The 17,711-nt window shown below is 41.6% G+C and carries 15 protein-coding genes; all 15 read right to left on the bottom strand.

All coding sequences use genetic code 11. The annotated features are described in order from the left end of the window. Positions 1-72: 72 nt before the first annotated feature. The 15 genes from AACQ38_RS07455 to AACQ38_RS07385 all read right to left on the bottom strand — a co-directional run bounded on the left by AACQ38_RS07455 (position 73) and on the right by AACQ38_RS07385 (position 17,695). Complete coding sequence (locus tag AACQ38_RS07455) at positions 73-660, bottom strand: DUF4765 family protein (protein WP_165577808.1); 588 nt, start codon at positions 658-660, stop codon at positions 73-75. Positions 661-720: 60 nt separating this feature from the next. Continuing rightward, positions 721-876, bottom strand: a complete 156-nt coding sequence (locus AACQ38_RS07450) for a hypothetical protein (RefSeq protein ID WP_165577807.1) — start codon at positions 874-876, stop codon at positions 721-723. A gap of 96 nt (positions 877-972) precedes the next feature. Then, on the bottom strand, positions 973-1,875 hold the full coding sequence (locus AACQ38_RS07445; protein WP_165577806.1) for a DUF4255 domain-containing protein: 903 nt from the start codon (positions 1,873-1,875) through the stop codon (positions 973-975). A 24-nt stretch (positions 1,876-1,899) separates the two neighbouring features. Then, positions 1,900-3,984 (bottom strand): ATP-binding protein, encoded by a 2,085-nt coding sequence (locus AACQ38_RS07440; protein ID WP_165577805.1) that lies wholly within the window; start codon positions 3,982-3,984, stop codon positions 1,900-1,902. Positions 3,985-3,993: 9 nt separating this feature from the next. Then, positions 3,994-5,679, bottom strand: a complete 1,686-nt coding sequence (locus AACQ38_RS07435) for a contractile injection system tape measure protein (RefSeq protein WP_165577804.1) — start codon at positions 5,677-5,679, stop codon at positions 3,994-3,996. A gap of 188 nt (positions 5,680-5,867) precedes the next feature. After that, positions 5,868-6,899 carry a tail fiber protein gene (locus AACQ38_RS07430; RefSeq protein ID WP_165577803.1) on the bottom strand — a complete coding sequence of 344 codons (1,032 nt, stop codon included), beginning with the start codon at positions 6,897-6,899 and terminating at the stop codon, positions 5,868-5,870. Positions 6,900-7,041: 142 nt separating this feature from the next. Next, a complete protein-coding gene (locus AACQ38_RS07425) occupies positions 7,042-9,921 on the bottom strand; it encodes a hypothetical protein (RefSeq protein ID WP_165577802.1) in 2,880 nt (959 codons plus the stop codon). Next, complete coding sequence (locus AACQ38_RS07420) at positions 9,914-12,616, bottom strand: hypothetical protein (protein WP_165577801.1); 2,703 nt, start codon at positions 12,614-12,616, stop codon at positions 9,914-9,916. Before AACQ38_RS07420 ends, AACQ38_RS07425 begins: the two co-directional genes overlap by 8 nt. A gap of 76 nt (positions 12,617-12,692) precedes the next feature. After that, complete coding sequence (locus AACQ38_RS07415; protein WP_165577800.1) at positions 12,693-13,109, bottom strand: hypothetical protein; 417 nt, start codon at positions 13,107-13,109, stop codon at positions 12,693-12,695. Further along, entirely contained in the window at positions 13,106-13,552 is a 447-nt protein-coding gene (locus tag AACQ38_RS07410; protein WP_165577799.1) for a GPW/gp25 family protein, read from the bottom strand. Before AACQ38_RS07410 ends, AACQ38_RS07415 begins: the two co-directional genes overlap by 4 nt. A gap of 12 nt (positions 13,553-13,564) precedes the next feature. Further along, entirely contained in the window at positions 13,565-15,166 is a 1,602-nt protein-coding gene (locus AACQ38_RS07405) for a phage baseplate assembly protein V (protein WP_165577798.1), read from the bottom strand. Continuing rightward, the gene (locus AACQ38_RS07400; RefSeq protein WP_011145967.1) at positions 15,163-15,846 is read right to left on the bottom strand and encodes a CIS tube protein; all 684 of its coding nucleotides are present in this window, start codon (positions 15,844-15,846) and stop codon (positions 15,163-15,165) included. Before AACQ38_RS07400 ends, AACQ38_RS07405 begins: the two co-directional genes overlap by 4 nt. Continuing rightward, the gene (locus tag AACQ38_RS07395) at positions 15,833-16,012 is read right to left on the bottom strand and encodes a DUF5908 family protein (protein WP_011145968.1); all 180 of its coding nucleotides are present in this window, start codon (positions 16,010-16,012) and stop codon (positions 15,833-15,835) included. The genes AACQ38_RS07400 and AACQ38_RS07395 overlap by 14 nt, the downstream gene beginning before the upstream one ends. Next, complete coding sequence (locus AACQ38_RS07390) at positions 16,009-16,467, bottom strand: phage tail protein (protein WP_011145969.1); 459 nt, start codon at positions 16,465-16,467, stop codon at positions 16,009-16,011. Before AACQ38_RS07390 ends, AACQ38_RS07395 begins: the two co-directional genes overlap by 4 nt. A gap of 52 nt (positions 16,468-16,519) precedes the next feature. After that, the gene (locus tag AACQ38_RS07385; protein WP_011145970.1) at positions 16,520-17,695 is read right to left on the bottom strand and encodes a phage tail sheath family protein; all 1,176 of its coding nucleotides are present in this window, start codon (positions 17,693-17,695) and stop codon (positions 16,520-16,522) included. Positions 17,696-17,711: the final 16 nt, after the last annotated feature.

The raw sequence follows: 17,711 nt of genomic DNA, 5'->3' as shown, positions 1-17,711 counted from the left end.
AATCTAACTATTTGAATTTATTGGTTGCTCCGTCAAGAATTATTAAGAGCTGGTGATGTTTTTTATCCTGAATTATGATGCGTTTGGTAAAGATTTCTCAGTCTTGCCAAATGTCCTGTCATATATTTTTAAAATTTCTATAGGCGCATCTTTATTTGCGACAAAGCCTGATTCACTTTCACTACCTGGTGATAAATATTTTGATTTTATTTTAACAACTACTCCATATCTGTTCCTTGAGAAACGATCAAATACGCTTTCATCTACTGAAAACTCTGGCAAATATGCGCCTTTTCCGACTTGTTGGCGAACATTTTCTATTGTGGGAGGCGGGGTATTAATATTGGCGGGTTCTCCTCCAGCACTACTATTCTTATACATGTTGAAGGCTGTTTTGCTGCTTATTCCACGATATAAAATGAAAGATGCCTCTGGGTCTATTGCTTCATTAATAGCTTTGGCTACTGCGTGATATTCTAACGTCTTAAATTGACCAGAAATTATGTCGTCTGGTAGTGGGCCATCTTCGTCTTCATCTGAATCATAATTATCATCATCGTCAGGAAGTTGATTATAAGCTAAGAGTTGCTGTGAATTATCTTTTAGCCATTTATTCTTATCAGATTCATCAATTTTTTCTTGGTCTTTGTATATAGGCATAATCGCTGCTCCTTAATATATTAGGGAAAACTTTGTTTTTATGGAATTACCAATTGATATTTATATTATTAATGGATTAATTCTATACCCGTCATCTTTCAAGTTGCTTCTTTGTTGGCTGCACTCTCTCACCCCGGTCACATAGTTCTCTATGCTCCCGGGGATTCGCTCCCTTGCCGCCGCGATGCATCTTGAAATACATAGGGTATATAACATGTAAAGCTCAAATAAACATGTTAAAAATAATTAATTTTAATAAATAATTATTTATTAGGTGAATGATTGTTTGTTATTTTAGTATAAAAATTAATTTTAAATCCCAATTAACTTATCCGCATTTTCTTTAGAAACAACAATGCCGACACCATTTATCTTAACAATAGCCTCTTGACTGCTTTTCCATTTGGTAAGTGTATCTTTTATTTGTGGTAAATAAGTTACGCTAGTAATACCCGAAACTTTAACAATAATGTTTTCGTTTTCCTGATTTTGATTATTTTCTGTATCAGGTTCAATTGTCAGATTCACTTTAGCAAGGGCAAGACGTACATCTTCTGTACCGCCTAATTCCACGCATAATTTATCTATTAAAGCTTGGTTTATTTGTGAATTATCCAGACTGGGTTTTTGATCCACAGAAGCGGATATTTTACTGACTGGGATTACATTGTCTTCAATATTTTTCAGTTTCATAGGTACAGTAATGGAATAAAGTAAAGAGAGGCGAGGGCGATTACCAAGAGCCTGCCAAAAATTACCTAAGCTATTTAAATTTTCCTGTTGGGGAATAACCCGGGTATAAGCACCGGGAATACCGGTTAATTGGCGATTGTTAATCAATGCTCTTAAAACACGCGTCATGACTTGTGCCGCCTGATTATCTGGCTGGCTGTCCGGGCTGGCGCTGTCGTTCGATGGTTTATTCGGCTCCCAGTAAGTCATTAAATAATTGCAGTTAATATTTACCCATCCCGGTAATAATGTATTGGTTGCTGGATTATAACGTCTTGATTCGGCAGAGCGTAATTGTAGATCTTCATGTATTTCATAAAGAAATACACTGACTGTCGGTTCTGATTGAATGGAATTAATTTCGGGTAGATCAAAACGAATATCAATGTTTTGACCGGGAATGTCTAAATATTTAATTAGAATATCATTTAATGCTTGATTAATCTCAATAATCGCATTGTCAGAAGCAATTATAGTTGTCATATTGACTCCAATTCTATTTAATTTTTAAAATGCCAATCGGCCAGTTTTATTTAATTCAAGTATCACGGCACGTTCTATATATTTATTTTCAATCTGTCCAATATTGTCATTTGCTGCCAATATGGATGATAATAAGGCGATATTTCTGATATTCGCTCCGGTTAAATCAGATCTTTTAGCCAGATGTTCAAAATCAATTTCATCGGATAATGTCAGTTGTTCAGGCCAAATTTTTTGCCACATTTTCTTACGTAATGCTTCATCGGGATAAGTAAAACGGGTAATAAAGGTAAAGCGGCGATTAAACGCGCTGTCCAAATGGCTGCGGTTATTGGTGGCTAAAATCACTAACCCCGGATAATTCTCTAGACGTTGTAATAAATAAGAAACTTCAATATTAGCATGTCTGTCTTGAGCGTCTTTGGTTTCACTGCGTTTACCAAATAAAGCATCCGCTTCATCGAAAAACAGCACCCCGGAATCCGCTTCGGCCAGATCGAAAATACGAGAGATATTTTTTTCCGTTTCACCAATATATTTATTTACCACGGTAGAGAGATCCACTTTAATCAAATCAACCCCAAGATAACCAGCAATGACCTCAGCAGCCATCGTTTTGCCGGTACCTGATTCACCGTAAAATAATGCACTAATACCGGTACCGTAACTGATTTTTTCCTGAAATCCTGCGCTTAGAATCTGGTCACGGTAATGAATGGCAGCGATAATTTCTTTTAACTGTTGCGCTAATGTTTCTGAAACCACTAAATCATTGAAACTGAGTTTTGGGGTTATGCGTTGGGCTAATTTACCGAAATTCTGTTGGGCGCGAAAACTTAATGCCTTACGCAGGTCTATTTCTTTTATTTGATCTTCTGGTTGCCGAATTATTTGATATTGATGAGCTTCTGCAAGAATGAGCGGTAATGTTTCCGCGGTAAAGGAAAAGCGCTGACAGAGCTGAGTAATATTGATTTCCTGAGCGACATTCTCCGGTAAACTTGCTTTCAGCATTGTTTTTCTCTCTGCTAAAGTCATTACTGGCATGTCAATTTGCACCATTGGTAGATGTTTAAGCCAAGCTAATCCATTTCCCGATTCTACCAGGCAAACCACGCGTAATTTTGGCTGATTCAGTAAAATAGATAATTCGGGGTGTAATATTTTCTTTTCCGCTGCAAGCAAAGAGAATTTGCGGATTAATAAACAGGCATCATGTAACCGAATTTCCCGTATTACATCCGCTAATAAGCTGGATATTTTGACACTGTTTTCTTCATCGGGCAGGCAGGCTAAATCAAGGATTAAGGTATGAATACCATGATATGCCATAATATTACTGACCGCTAATTCTCTGGCGCTGCCTTCTTTTCCTCTGAGTATGACCAATGGACGTATTTTATCGGTTTCATTCAATAATATCTTTTCCAGTGAATGATAAAGAGTTTGTGGATACCAATTATGTGAGGCGGGAGTATGCCAATTAGCATAGCTTATCAAAGGTGGTAAAAGTGTTCGTTGTCCCGATAAAAAATGCCAGATAGCGTTATGAGTTAAGAATTGTGTTTGTAGCCAAATAACTTCTTCGTGATTATTAAGCCGTAATAGTTGGTTATTGATTAACGGTGTTTGCGGTAAAAAGCTGTTTTGTAGTAATTGCCAGTCATTTTGGTGTTGGCTAAATAACTCAATCGCCAATGCGAAATTGGGCCACTGTTTTTTACTATTGCCATTTAGCGCGGCAAATAACGCATGATACCGACTGTCAAAATGGGGTAATAAACCTAATAATAAAACATCACGCTCAAATTCAGTCAGTTCAAAACGTTCGACCAACAATGATAATGCATCAAGGGAAGGGTTTTCCTTAATTTCTGGATAACAAATAGGATTATTTACTTTAGTTAACCAATGAGGAACTCCTTGCGGTGATATTAAACATTGTTCGACTTCATCTTCGGTCAATAAAAAACTTTCCGGTAATGAATCGTACTGGTCGCTCTTTTTATAATAGTATTGCTGTAATAGTAGATCGATACGTTCCAAATGGGGATAAATCCAGTGTAATTCAGCCACAATACAGGGGGTATTTGTCAGTAGGTAGTCCATATAAACCTTCTAAATGTTTTTCCAGTCAATATTTAAAGGGCAATCCAGCCAGGGAAGTTTGGCGATATTTAATGGCCACGGCCAATCGGCTAACAGAATATCAAACGGTTGATGTTGTACCGTGATTTTGATTTCCTTTTCGTCTATTAGTAACTGACCGGGCCGTTGTAAAAACAGTTGCCGAGCGTCATTGCGGGTTAATTTTTTCCAGCCGGGAAGTTGGCTGATAACGGCATCTAGCCATTGATCTATGATCAATTGTTTTTCTGGTTCAGTGGGGGCTAATTCAATCACTTCGTCAGCCATTAATCCACACAGAACGTTATTCAATATATTTTGTTTTATCTGTACTTCTTTATCTCCAAAAATCAGATAATTAAGGAAATTAACCGCATTGAATTGGGCTTGATGATGAATAAATCTTTGTTCTTCAAGTAAGCCAAGTTGATTAAATAATGCGGGTAGCATCGGCCATAAAACCAATATCCCCGCATTATTTACCTGATAGGGAAGAGTTTGTTCGGATAATAAAACCGATTTATCGCGTGCTTTATTGGTAGTCTGTAATGGGTTAGCGTTATTTCCTGTAATATGTAGGTTATTCGATGCTGAAAATATTTTCTGGTTCTCTGATATTGTCTCCTGATTTATTGAATATTTATATCTATGAACATTTTTAATATCAACATGAGTTACGGCTAATTTCTTGCTAGATTTATCTTTATCTGCATGGTCTGAAATAAAATGCTCAGATAAATATTGATATTCTTTAGCTGATAGATATTTTTTACTAAATTTTGCAACAGTAATAGTTTGCCAGATCTGTTTTAACCAATTATTTAATGGAATCTTGTCAGTAATAATCTGGCGAAATAACGTAATAATAGATGTTGCATTAAGTGTACCGTTATCTAATTCAGAGGTGATATGTGATAGCACTTTCGCATCCAGTTTAGGTATCTCCTGTGTATTATTTAGCTGTATATATTGCAACGCATTGAGTATCAGTTTTCCGGGGGAGACAGGCTCCCCCAAATATTGTGATCTGTTTACTCCTTCGGATAGTCTGTTGTTAATAGCGCTTAATAAGGCGGGTTGCTTGAGCGCTAATAACCGTTGCAGACTTGGTTCAGATAAACAGCTTTTTGCTAAAAACAAAGCCCATTTATCTTCTATTCCAGCTAATTGATTAATTAATTGTTGAATATTGATATCAATATTTTTATGATTATTTTTAATCTCTACTAAATTGAATGCGGAGTTTTTTTGATTTAAATAATGAATGAAAACTTCAATATTAATTGAGTTATTGACATATAATAAATAAGGTTTGTTGGTTATTTCTTGTGATTGTGATTGTGATTGTGATTGTGATTGTGATTGTGATTTTATTAGGAATATTTTTCTCTCCTGATTATTAATTTGATATTGGTTTAATGCTTTATTTAGTGCAATATTAAGTCTTACAGGGAATAGTGAATTGAAATTATGTAAATTTATTTCACCAAGATCCAGAGTTAATGTTTCTAAATAGATATCCTGATTAATGGGATATTGAGTAAAGAATGTATTAAATAAATTGTTTATATTGGCTTGATTAAGCAGGGATCCATGTAATACACTTTTAGCTACCTTTTGATTATTAGCTGAAATATTAATGGTAATCCGGTTTAATAAATTTGGCTCCCAAGGCATATTAATGTATCCTTTGTAATGAGAAAGTAATATACCTGTTATCTTTCAAGTTGCCTCTTTGTTGGCTGCACTCGCTCACCCCGGTCACATAGTTATCTATGCTCCCGGGGATTCACTCTCTTGCCGTCGCGATGCATCTTGAAATCCATAGGGTATAGAATATTTAAATTTATCTGCGTGGAATGGAATTAAAGTTTCATAATAAAAGCTAATAAAAAATAGGGCGGAATAATATCAACACTATGGTTATGTGATGCGGGATCTACCTGTGTTGTTGCTGGGTGATTATGTCCTTGTCCTCCTCCTGTATTTGATGTGTAGAAATGGTAATCTTTAGCGGATAGTGGATTTGCCCATATTGGTGATCTATCATTGACATTTATTTGATATTTATTTTGGGGAGTCTGCACAGAATCATATTGTATTCCGTGGATATTAGAATATGCCATACCACCAATATGTTTATGAGCAGGTATTTGTTGTTCTGTTAATGTCGTATTTTGCACAGTAACACTAACAGAAACCGTCGTTGATGTTGTACTTTGGGAAAAGTTTTTTTCGTTGCCATTACCATTTGCTTTACTATTGCTTTTTCCTGTCTCAGAAATGGTTTCACCACACATGATAAAGCGATTTCTTAAATCTGGCGTTCCGTTGTTGCCATCACAAAAAGCCCATCCGGTAGGAGCACTATTGCCAGAAAACATCACGATTACTCCCTTAGGGAGTACTGTGTTAGGATCAATACTGACGCCGCTTGAATTAACCGTGATACCATTCCCAGCTTTAACTTTTACACCTCCGGCAACTATTTCAATACCGTCATGACTATTGATTGTAAGCTTATTGTCATTATCTTTATCAAGTTGTAACCCTTTGCCATAATTTACTGATAATCCGTTATTATCAGCTAATAGGCTTTTATCCTTGATTTTTACACTGACACCATCTTTATCCGCTTGTAAACCGCCGCTAGTGTTAACCTTTACGGCTAATCCACTATCATTATTCAGCACTAAGCCTGAATTTGGATTATCGATTTGATTGGGTGCTTTACCAACTGCCTGGCGACCGATATCAGCAATATTAATCAGGTCTGAATAATCAGTTTGTAGGGGGATACTGCCTTCTTTAAAGCGATTTTTTAATGCATCTACTGAAGGTCCTATTGATTCAGGATTGGTGTTTTCTATATTGGATAGATTATATTCTTTTTCCATTTTAATTACCTTGTATATAATATTGATTGATTTTTTTCAAATATCATTTAAATACTGCCACATCACAAAATGGCAATCAGAGAGGATATTTTATTTAACAATGAAATTGATGACTATTTTTGTGGTGCTATATAATCTTAGGTTAGATTTTTGGAACATATAATAACTGATTGTCTTTTATTACCTTTTCATTCCATTCGGTACCTGACTCACCAATTACCTCTATTCTTTGCTGTTCGGTGGCAATTCGCATATTACCCGTACCGGTTGCCGCTGAAGGTAAACGCCCTAACGTTAAGGTTTCTAAAATATTATAGGCTTCATCACCCAGAGGCGCGCCATTGTTTTGCCAACGCTTATAAGTATCAGCAAAATTATTGAATTGTTCCGGTGATAGCCAATGGAAAATCATGGAAAGATGTGCCGGGAATTCAGCTAAGATCTCCACTTTTACCCACGCCTCCAGTTTATAAGGGTCGATCTTATCATTCTCAATAAGCTGACGATTAATCACTACACTGACTATAAATGAAAAGCGGTCAGCCAATGCGTATTTTTCATTGGAAAAGTACCAACGATAACGCCATGCGTCTTCTGATTTTGGGAAATCATATTGTTGCCCTGATATTTTTTTAATTAATATCCAGCCCTTAATTCGGTCGAATTGGACTACGCGTGCTTTAAGCTGATAATCGGTGGGAGAATTACTATTAGCCAATATTTTTGTGGATGACTCATCGGGTGAAATAATATATTTCAGCGTAATTTCGTCATTCACATCGATCATGGCGGGAAAGGGGCTTTGGGTGCTAGAGGTGATCCAGCGTTCATCTCTTGCGCCAGTTTGATATGTGTCACTGGCATAAACCAGTTGATAATCCATATCTTCCATCCATACTGGGCTATTGCGCCAGCGTAAATTACCTTGCTCAAATGCTTGTTCTACTCGATTTAGATTGCGCTCTAAATCAGTGCTATTGAGAGTGTCAAGCGAGAAGGTATCTCCCGTAATATCGGTAATCATTTGGCCTCGTAGTGTAAATTCTCTGTCACCCTCAATAATAATCAAGTTAATGACCTGACCATGCAATAGCTGGCCCGTTGTCCCATTTTGGGTAATGATTAATTGTTGGTTTTTAGAATTGGGTACGCTTTTTATTTCCAGCTTATCGGGCTTCTGTTCACTATCGAATTTATTGTCAGGTTTGACCGGTAATAGCTGACGATGTTCAATTAGATAGAAAGGTAGATTAGCCAAGTTGGGTTTTTCTTTGAAACATTCTCCTCCCAGACCAATACGGGCGGCAATCCGTTTTTGTAGTGCTGACACTTGATCAATACGGATATTATTACGTTGATAGGTTAATTCGGGTTGCTGTGCTAAATAACCACGTTGAGTAGAGAGAAAATCCAGAAAGTCTATGGTAAGTGGCCTGGCTGCGCGATGGGTACCAAAATACTCCAGCAAATAATTCAGGATTAACAATTCTTTTGCATAGTTTTGCCAATGCATACCGTCATCATTATTGATTTGGGCATCATTATTTAGCTGTTTGATTAAATTAGGCATGATTTGCTGGTGGACTTTATAACCAACAGTATTGTCTTTAAAAGGCCATTGTGCGCCATATACCGCATTTCCCCGTTGTTTAAAGGCTAACAGTTTCGGCAAGATGGCAAGTTCAGCGCAGCCATTAGCTAGCATTTGTTCAAAAGGCAGCATAAATTGATGCAAGTGGATTTGTTGTTGGGTCTCGGCGTAGGTTTGTAATCCATAGCAAGCCGGCAATTTATTGCTGACCGGATAGTAGTTCAGGATCTTACGATGTTTTCCCCAGTTTAATAACTCTGGCTGTGTTTCAATTAATGGCGCTTTAATGATCTTATTTTCTATATCTTGCTTAGAAATGGAGACTTTTATTCCCCCTTTGGCAGTAATAATGAGCGGGCTTGTTGGTGAAGTTATTAAGCTTAATGGATCATTACCCCATAATCTGGGGTAATAGCCCTGAGCGATTGTCCAAGACCAATTGTCATTTGACAGCGGGGAAATGTTGTTATCGTGGTTATCTAATGCTAACCGGGTAATATTTTGTATCCCTGGGATAGCCAATAAGCGATTAACCAAGTGACTGAGTTTTAATTCTGTAGCCGTGGTGTAATCTTTGGCTGTGGGTAATTCAGGTATCCAGCCGTGATGTAAATAGGGTCCGGCAAATATTTCTTCATTACTGTAACCTGATTCTTTCATGGCTTGGGTGGTATAACGTAATGGTTTTGCTAATACCGTCTGTTCTGTTGTCATATAGACTTTGGCAAAGATGTCAGCGGTATCTTTAACATCATCATTTAGTTCAATATCAAGCTGTAATAAGAAATCCGTCGGTTGTAGCCAGATAATTTTACTGACAGATTCCCCCAGATTACGGTTGTTTTTTAAGAAAGTGGCCAGATTTTGTTGAGCCAGTGTATTGTCAGCCTGAGTTTCCCGGTTCGGGAGTAAATAAAGCCAGTAGTTTCCTCTTAGTGTCAACTGTTGACTGTTTGGAGTTTGAGTGAAACTGTATTCACGTTTTTCTTTGTTATACCAGTATTCATAGCGTTGATTCTCAGGTTCACGAACGAGCTGTACATCGTTAAAGAAAAAATAACCTTCACTTTTGTTGTTAATATTATCGCTGCTATGCAAATCCAATAAGGCCCGGCGATAATCTTCCGCGGTAATTGGGCCGCAGGTCAGCATTTGTTGTGGGCCAAATTCTTGTGGAAAAATGCCGTCGCCCGGTGTCTGTTCTTGCTGTTCAGGGGTAAGGAGATCGATGAGAGGCAGCGAGAGGCGATAGGCCAAATCAGACGCGCCATAACAACAGGCTTCTAATAAAGTTATACCGGGATCGCTTTCACCTGTATTGCTCCAAAGTTGGCCGGATTGTTGCTCAATCACCGTCTTAGCTTGAGTGAGTAAAGTATCAAAGGCAATATTGTCTTTAACGATGGAAAACAGGGCGTCTTGATTATTCATGGTCAGCTCCTCTATTTGATGGATTCTTTTTTGACCAAACTAAAATCAGCACTTCATTATCACCAGCTTCTACACTGTCACCCACTGCTTCTGTGGTTTGGGTGGATTTTTTCAACGTTAAGCTGGTGACTCGTTCAACTAGAGACGACTGTTGAATCGTGGCTAATAACGGGTAGTAATCAATGCGATTACCGGTGGTTACACTAATTGCAGCGTCTTCTGCCCACGGCATATATTTCCGGCTGAGTTCTTGCTGTAACTGATGATGACCAAAATCGGGATTAATCCCCGCAGCAAACACCAGTTCATAACTGATCAGCACGTTAGTGTAGCTGGGATTGTCAATTTTAAGCGTGGCCCAGGGACTGCTTAACTGGCTTAACCATTTGGCCATTTCTGTCAGCCGGGCAGCGTTGAGCATTGGGCGCAGCGCATCATCGTTATCTTTGTAACGGCTGTTAGGGATCACAATCAGTTGTTGTTCTTTCGGTGCCGGGATTCTAGTTAATTTATTGGCGTCGGGATATTTGACATCAAATATGCTGATGAAATGCTCTTTCAGTAGCGTGACAATGTTATCCCAACTTAAAGCACGGTTACGATGGGACAACCGAGGTGGAATTCGCGCGAGAAACGCGGGTTCTGTTTCTTTCGGACGACCGTTCCAGGATGCCCAGGGTTGCGTCACATGACGGATGGCGTCGGACGCGCTGACGGTCTGTTTAATGCTGTCGGCGGCCAATCCATTGATAAAGTGATCATTTTCAACAGTTTCTGCGTTGATTAGTGTGGCCGTGGTGGCGTTATACAGTATGCCTTGCATTTTTGGGTAATTCTCAGGGGCGGTCTGCTGAATTATCTCCGCTTTCAGCCAATATCGCCCTATCGGCATCAAGGCTGCCTGATTTGATGCGTCCTGTGGCAACAGCGTACTCCATGTCCCCCGGTCAAACAGGTTGTGAGTTTGATCGTGAACCAGTTGGTTTAATGGTTGCCAGGTGTTTTGTTGATTCAGATAAGACCAGAATAGCGCAAGTTCTTGAATACCGACCAATTGCCAGTATAGGGATAAGGTTTGTCCCGGTGACACATTGGTGAAGCCTAAATAGAGTGCGTCATTAGCGAATGAAGGCGTTTCAGCGTTCGTATTTCCCCAACCAAAAGGGGTGAGAGGATACACGGCATATTGTTCAGCTTTCATTGTGGCGTTAAATGTAACTTGTAATGCACTGATTTGCGGAGTGTAGGGTAAATTTTTACCGGTCGGATCTTGCCGGTATTGCGCATGCATAAAATCCTGCCCCGCCAATTCTATGCGTACTGACGCGGGCCAGTCATTGGGGGATGGACTGTCTGCAACAGGGTAGTTCATTGCCGGTAAGGTAAATGTCAGGCTTTGTCCTTGTGGTGCATCGGTTCCGCCAAATAATGACTGGAGGCCATCAATGGTCTTTTTTTCCTGAGGTGTGACTAAATAACCCTGTACTTTAAATACGCTGTTATCGGGTTCAGGGGTGTACCCTTTATACCACGCTTTAAAACTCTTTGTCGGCAAGCCAACCCATTGTGGCGTCAAGGTAAGCGTCGCGTTTTCAGAACCATACCATTCAGGGGCGACCAGATTAAAACCGGAACCCAACGATGGCAATTGGCCGAAGGGAAAACTGGTTTTATCTGTTTGTTCAGTTCCGTCATCAGAGGCATAGCGCACACTGCGGTTGCCGTTAACATTGATTTTAATACCGATAATTTTGGATAAAGTGGGTTGTTGAATGGTGCCTAATTTTAATACCGGTACGTCGAATGTCATGCCGTCAAGGTTATCTGGCGGGCTGATAGGATCATCAGTGGATAGTAAAACCAGTTTGATATTCTTTTTGTCGATAAGATTTACCGACAACGATAACCAGTGATCTTTGGCGCTGATTTTAGCGGTGATATTTTTAGCTTTACCCTGCCAATCATTTTCCAGCGTTAATGTAATATGACGTTCTCCTGCGGGCATAGCAAACAAAGAGGAGGTAATCAGATAACCGGATAGCACCGGGGTATCGTTGGCTGTTGGGCTAAAAAGCTGGATGCCGTTTTTCGGTAATTTAATGTTATCTGAGAGGCTAAGTGGTATTGCCGATTGCCAACCATCGTTATTTTTTCGATACCAACGCAAGTCGGTTAATGCTCCCTGATTCGCCAGTAAATCCGTGTTTGATGCATAGTGTAACGGATTACCGGCGCTATCTTGCCCGGCATCAAATAGCGTGCCTTGTGCGACCAGAAATTCCGTGTTATTCGTATTCAGGGTAATGCCGATAGCAACGCTATCCGCCTGAGCGTTTTTGGGGTTCAGTCCTAATAATTCCCGGTAATAAAGATTACGGTGTCGTGCCGGGAGGGTATTAAATAATACCTTGGGTGTTTCTAACAGTTTTAAAAAAGCCAAAACAAAAGCTTGATGTGCCGGTAAAAGACCATTCGCTTGATTAACGTTCTGGTAAAGATCCGCTAATTGCTTAGGGCTATTTTCCTGGGTAAAGTAGAAACTGTCCCAGAACTGTTTTTTCTCTTGATCGAAAGGAATAATTGCGGCGTACTCTTTGAGCCAGTTTAAAATATCCAGTGCACTTCTTTCATCAAGTTTAAATGCATTATCCGGCACGATAGCAGAGAGCTTATTATATAACTCGGCTTGTCCCATATTTATTACCACCTGTGGTTTGAATATAGTTTTTCAGGAGATCGTTATTATTTAAAAATAAGGTTAAAGGCGTTATTTATCCGGCGGTGACGATATATTGACTGGCAATAAAATAGCCTTTTCCCATACTAGGTGTGGTGACATCCGGGCCACTCGATGGATTATTCGCCGGTTGTGTCGGAGTGAAACGGGCGGTAAATTGCTGACCGACAATAATCACCGCGGCCGGGCTGTGACAAAAATTTGCTTGTTGGCTGGCATCTAACTGGGCAATGGTGACTATGCCTGTACCGGGCGTTGGGTAATCGGGAGTAATATACTGCGCTTGGAGCTTTACCTCTTTTTCATCGCCCACAATGGCAATTTTTTTGTTCTGGATTTGTGCATGCCCGCTGCCCTGGATAGTTGCCGGCTCCAAGATTGTCACCTGTCGGTTGCCGAAAAACTGTTCAAATAGTAGAGTGTCGCCATCCACCACCAGTTGTTTGCTCATAGGTTCACCTGTACCCGGCCTTCATTCACTTCAAGGACGCCTTCAAGCTGTTGGTTGATATCGCTACCTCTCAGGGCATAAGTCACCTGGACATGTAAGGTATTTAGCAAGTCTGTTCTCTGATCGACCTGAATCACCGTGATTTCCGCGCGCGGTTCATAGCGCAGTACGCTCTCTTCAATCCGGGTTTTAATTTCAGCTATCAATTCATCATTGATATTAGCAAATAGATAATCATTTAGACCGCACCCATAATCTTCACGCATAATCCGTTCGCCTGGCTCGGTGAGAAAAAGAATTTTCATGCTTTGGCGAACATTTTCTGCACCTTCTGCCATTGTTACGCCGGTTTGTATTTTGGGATGAGAATTATCTTTGACAAAAAATTGCGGCGGAAATGTCCAGCCCCGACCATAAATATCGGCTAATATTTTATTTGTCATTTGGTTGCCTTATTATTGTGTTAGGTTAATTTCCTTACCTTTAATATCGACGCTGGATTCTCCAGTGGCTGATAGGGATTCCTTAGCTTGTATATTAATTTTCTGACCTGTGGCGATAATATTCTTCGCCGACTTTAGCGTAATATCTTTATCCTGTTGCAATGATAACGAATGTTCTCCGCTATTAATGGCGGCGATTTTATCTTGATGATTGAGCACTAATGCTTGTTTATTATCCCCTTGTTTAATGACCAGAGTTTTTATTGGATTTTTTTCACTGGGTTCGATTGGTGTTTTATTTTTTGGGTTGTGCATAGCGCCTAATATCACCGGGAAGCGCGGATCGCATTCAAAGAAACCGATAATCACCTCATCCCCCGGTTCAGGATAGAAACAGAACCCGCTTTCATGACTGGCATAAGGTTTACCCAGTCGGGCAAAAAGCACGCTGTTGGTTAAATCTAACGCCGGTATCCTGACCGGAATTCGGTCCAGTGACTGCTTGTCCTGTTGGTATTTTTCCACAATCCCCACATGCAGCTCTTTAACCTGCGGGACCACCGGTTCTGTTTCCGGCAACAAACCCAGAGTTAACCGGGTGCGCCAGCCTTGCCGTTGATTGATGGTCTGACTGACGCCGGTGATAATGCCTTGACCATCCATCCCTTGACCAAAGCCATTTAGAGCAAGCAGATCGCCCGGCTGATAACGGCTATCCCCTGCAACTTCGAAATTGCCGGAAACGTTATCACTTCGCAGGTTATTCAGGATGCCCTGAGCAAGGTATTTGGCTTGTTCATTATCTTGGGGAGAGCTGAAAACCCACTGCCATGCCTGATCGGTCAACGTCGCTAAACTGTCTGACGCGAGTTGACCGCTGCCAACCCCGCTGTTTTCTGCCTGATTGGCCTGAGACAGTTCTTGTTGTGTGATATCCCAGGCTTGTACGCTCACCGTTTTGGGGCTGTGTCGATTATCAAATTGCAGATCCGCTTCAAACAGCACAATGTCTTGATCGCCGGCACGTTGTTTAATTGTATGCACGGTTGACTGATTAAGTGATTCCGGCGTCGCTAATGTGACGGCCTCATTACCGGGCAACAGCCAGATATTGGCGGCGGCCAGTCGGCTTTTTAAGAATTTCCAGTCATTACAGCGAAACTGCACCATTTGCTCATGTTTAATTTTAAGCTGAGGCACCTGTTTTATCGTGACAGTTATCTTTGCCTGATCGAATAGCTTTCTGATAATGTCTTCATCATTCTGTTGGCTGAATAGCTGTGAATGGAAACCGTCAGTGAGTTTTTGCAGTGAATGTTTTGCCGTTAGGGTAACCAGACTGTCCTGACCTTTGAACTTAAGCGCTTGTCGAACAATGATCCCCTTGAATAACACGGTTTCTTGCAGTTGCACGATCAGTTCTTGGTTGGGCCGACAGCTTGTCAGTTCAGCCTGAGCTTGGGGGGCGAAAATTGCGTTGGCGTCACCGGCTATGCCGAGAGTGATCTTGGCTGAGGGAATACCGTTGATTTGATGGTTGACGGTCAAACTTATCACAGAAAACTGGCTGAGGGTTTTTCCCGCTATTTTAATGTCTACTGCCGGTATCTTCATGCGTCCCCCTGTGCCTGTAGCGTTTGCCCGGGAGTGAAATCATCCAGATTGTCCAAATCGTTTTGTCTGGCGAGGGCGAGATAATCAATACCACCAACTAGAGCAGCACTGACGCCTAATGCAATCAACGGCAGAGAGAGCATATCGGTCACGTTGACTGCGATAACCGGAGGTGATTGTAACTGCTGTTCAGTGGCTTGAATAACCAAGCTTTCATCCGCGATCAGTGATAAAGTGGCGCTGGCTCGCAGCGGGGTGGCGTCCCGGTCAAACAGGGTGTAATGGATGGTGAGACCAGTGGCTCGGCAAGCGAAATAGCCTTTGTTTTCCCAACGCATTTTGCCCCATTTGATTTTAAGGAAGTGGGGCACACTGGTGCTGGCGTCCACCGCACACAGGGTTTTCAGGGTTGCCAATTGTGTTTCTACCGGGATGTTGTTGCCCGGCATAGTCGCATCAAACAACAGAACTAATGTCAAACCGGCGGGCTGCGATAGCATATAGCGGCTGCTTTGGCTGGCATTATTAACGCTTTCATCCTGTTGATAGCGGGTTTGATAATCGAGCTGAATCCCATCAGGGTTATACATCGCCTGTAAACTGCCTACGGAAATTTTCCCTTCTCGGTCTTTAAAGGCGGTCAGGGTGAGTTTGGATAGACTCCGTTCAATTAGGCTCATAATGGACTCCTGCTTCACGCAACGCTTCTAACACTTCCCGTTTCACTATTTCAATCAGGCGGGCATTATCCAGCGTCTCTTGGGCTAAGGTTGGTGGTGAGGAAGAATTACTCGTGGAATCAGTGACTTTGGCCTGAATAATCAGTTCTTTAATTTCGACGGTCATACTTTTACTCCTAACCAGCGCATATCTTGATAACGTAATTCCAGCGAGTTCACCAAGACGGTATTGCTATTGGCGTCAAAGTCGCTGGTGGACCAGCGCACCGGTAGCGCGTTGCTTAATGTCCAACTTGCCGTGGGTAATGAATGTTCATTCAGTAACATAATCACGACATCGGCATAGACCGCTTTTTCGCCTCGCAGGACGCGATCGAACACTAGCGTGAGCGGCGTCACCGTCATCACGCCACGCTCTAGCAACAGGCTGCCATGCTGGATCTTCTCGGCCAGCCAGGTATTTCTGGCATTTTCCCCGCCCTGGCTGTGTTGGGTGGTCTGCAACTCACGGCTGAGGCCCGATATCCGCTGAAAGGCGATATCGAATGGACTGGGAATGTTGTTAAAAAGAAAACTGGCGATAAAACGGTGTGACACTGACGGGGTATAGAGGTTGCTCATATGTTGCCTCTGTTTAACTTTTGCCTCTGTTTAACTTTTGTTTCTGTTTAACTTAGCGGGTGGTGCCGGTACGGGTATCAAATGTCAGGCTCAGTTCAATAAATTCCGCTGGAATTAACACGGCGAGGCTGATTTTCATGATCATTTTTCCGGCCTGGATATCGGTTTCACTCATTGATTCACCCACACCCAGTAGCAATTCAAACGCCTGATCTTCCTGAGTACCCCGTAGCCCGCCGTTTAACCATAACTGACGCAGCCAGTTGTAGGCTTGGCCTTTAAGCTTCATCCAGGTGATAGCGTTATTGGGTTCAAAGATGAAGGCCCGGCCGAGTTGAGTCATATGAGCTTCGATATAGGAAACCAGACGGCGGATTTGGATATAGCGCCAGGGAGAACCGGGGGTATTTTCTAACGTTCGGCATCCCCAGATTTTTATGCCTTTGCCAGGAAAACTGCGAACCAGATTCAGCGAGGTGCCACTCGGGTTAAACAGGGCATTTGCTTCAATATAAGAGTGTACCGGGCTGATCACTTTGGCTAACGCAACGTTGGCAGGGGCGGTCCAGACGCCTTGTTGGTTATCGTTATTTTGGATAACGGCGGCGACCGCGGCAGTAGGTGAAAGCACAATAGGGTTTTGCGCTTGGTCCTGATAGGCGCTTTTTAGCCGCGGCCAGTATACGGCGCCCCATTGTTGATCTGCGGAAGCAAACTGCTTTAAACACTCTGCGGCTAATGTGGGATTGTCCGGGGCATCCAATAACCCCATAATGCCACGCCGACTTTTGCAAAGATTGAGCACTGATTGCCAAAATTGTAACCAGAGATCACGTTGGATATAGGAAACCTCTGTTTGATTAAATCGGATAGCATCCGGGGTGATAATCAGCGTAATGTCGTTCTCCGCGGAAATCGCTTGGGTAATCCACGTTTGTTGCAGTGCGGTGATCAATGACGAAAAATCGCTTAATTGTTGCTCCGTACCCAGTGACAGCACATAGGCTTGCTGGCCGCCATTTTCAAAAAAGTGGCGCACGGAATAGTACATTAATCCTGATTCAGGAAATGACCGGGCAAAGTCGGCCAGACTGTTGAGCTTGATAGCGATTTTATCGACCGGCGAGGGGGTATAACCGATAAAAACCGGTATACCGATGAATACATCATCCGGTTCTGGGGATATCAGGCTTTCGGTGACGGTGACACCCGGCTGTTTTATCTCCATTATCGTCTCCTTGTAA

Source organism: Photorhabdus sp. RW14-46 (assembly GCF_963887965.1).
Classification (GTDB): domain Bacteria; phylum Pseudomonadota; class Gammaproteobacteria; order Enterobacterales; family Enterobacteriaceae; genus Photorhabdus; species Photorhabdus laumondii.
Note: the sequence above shows the minus strand (reverse complement) of the source record. Positions and strands in the feature narration are given on the sequence as shown.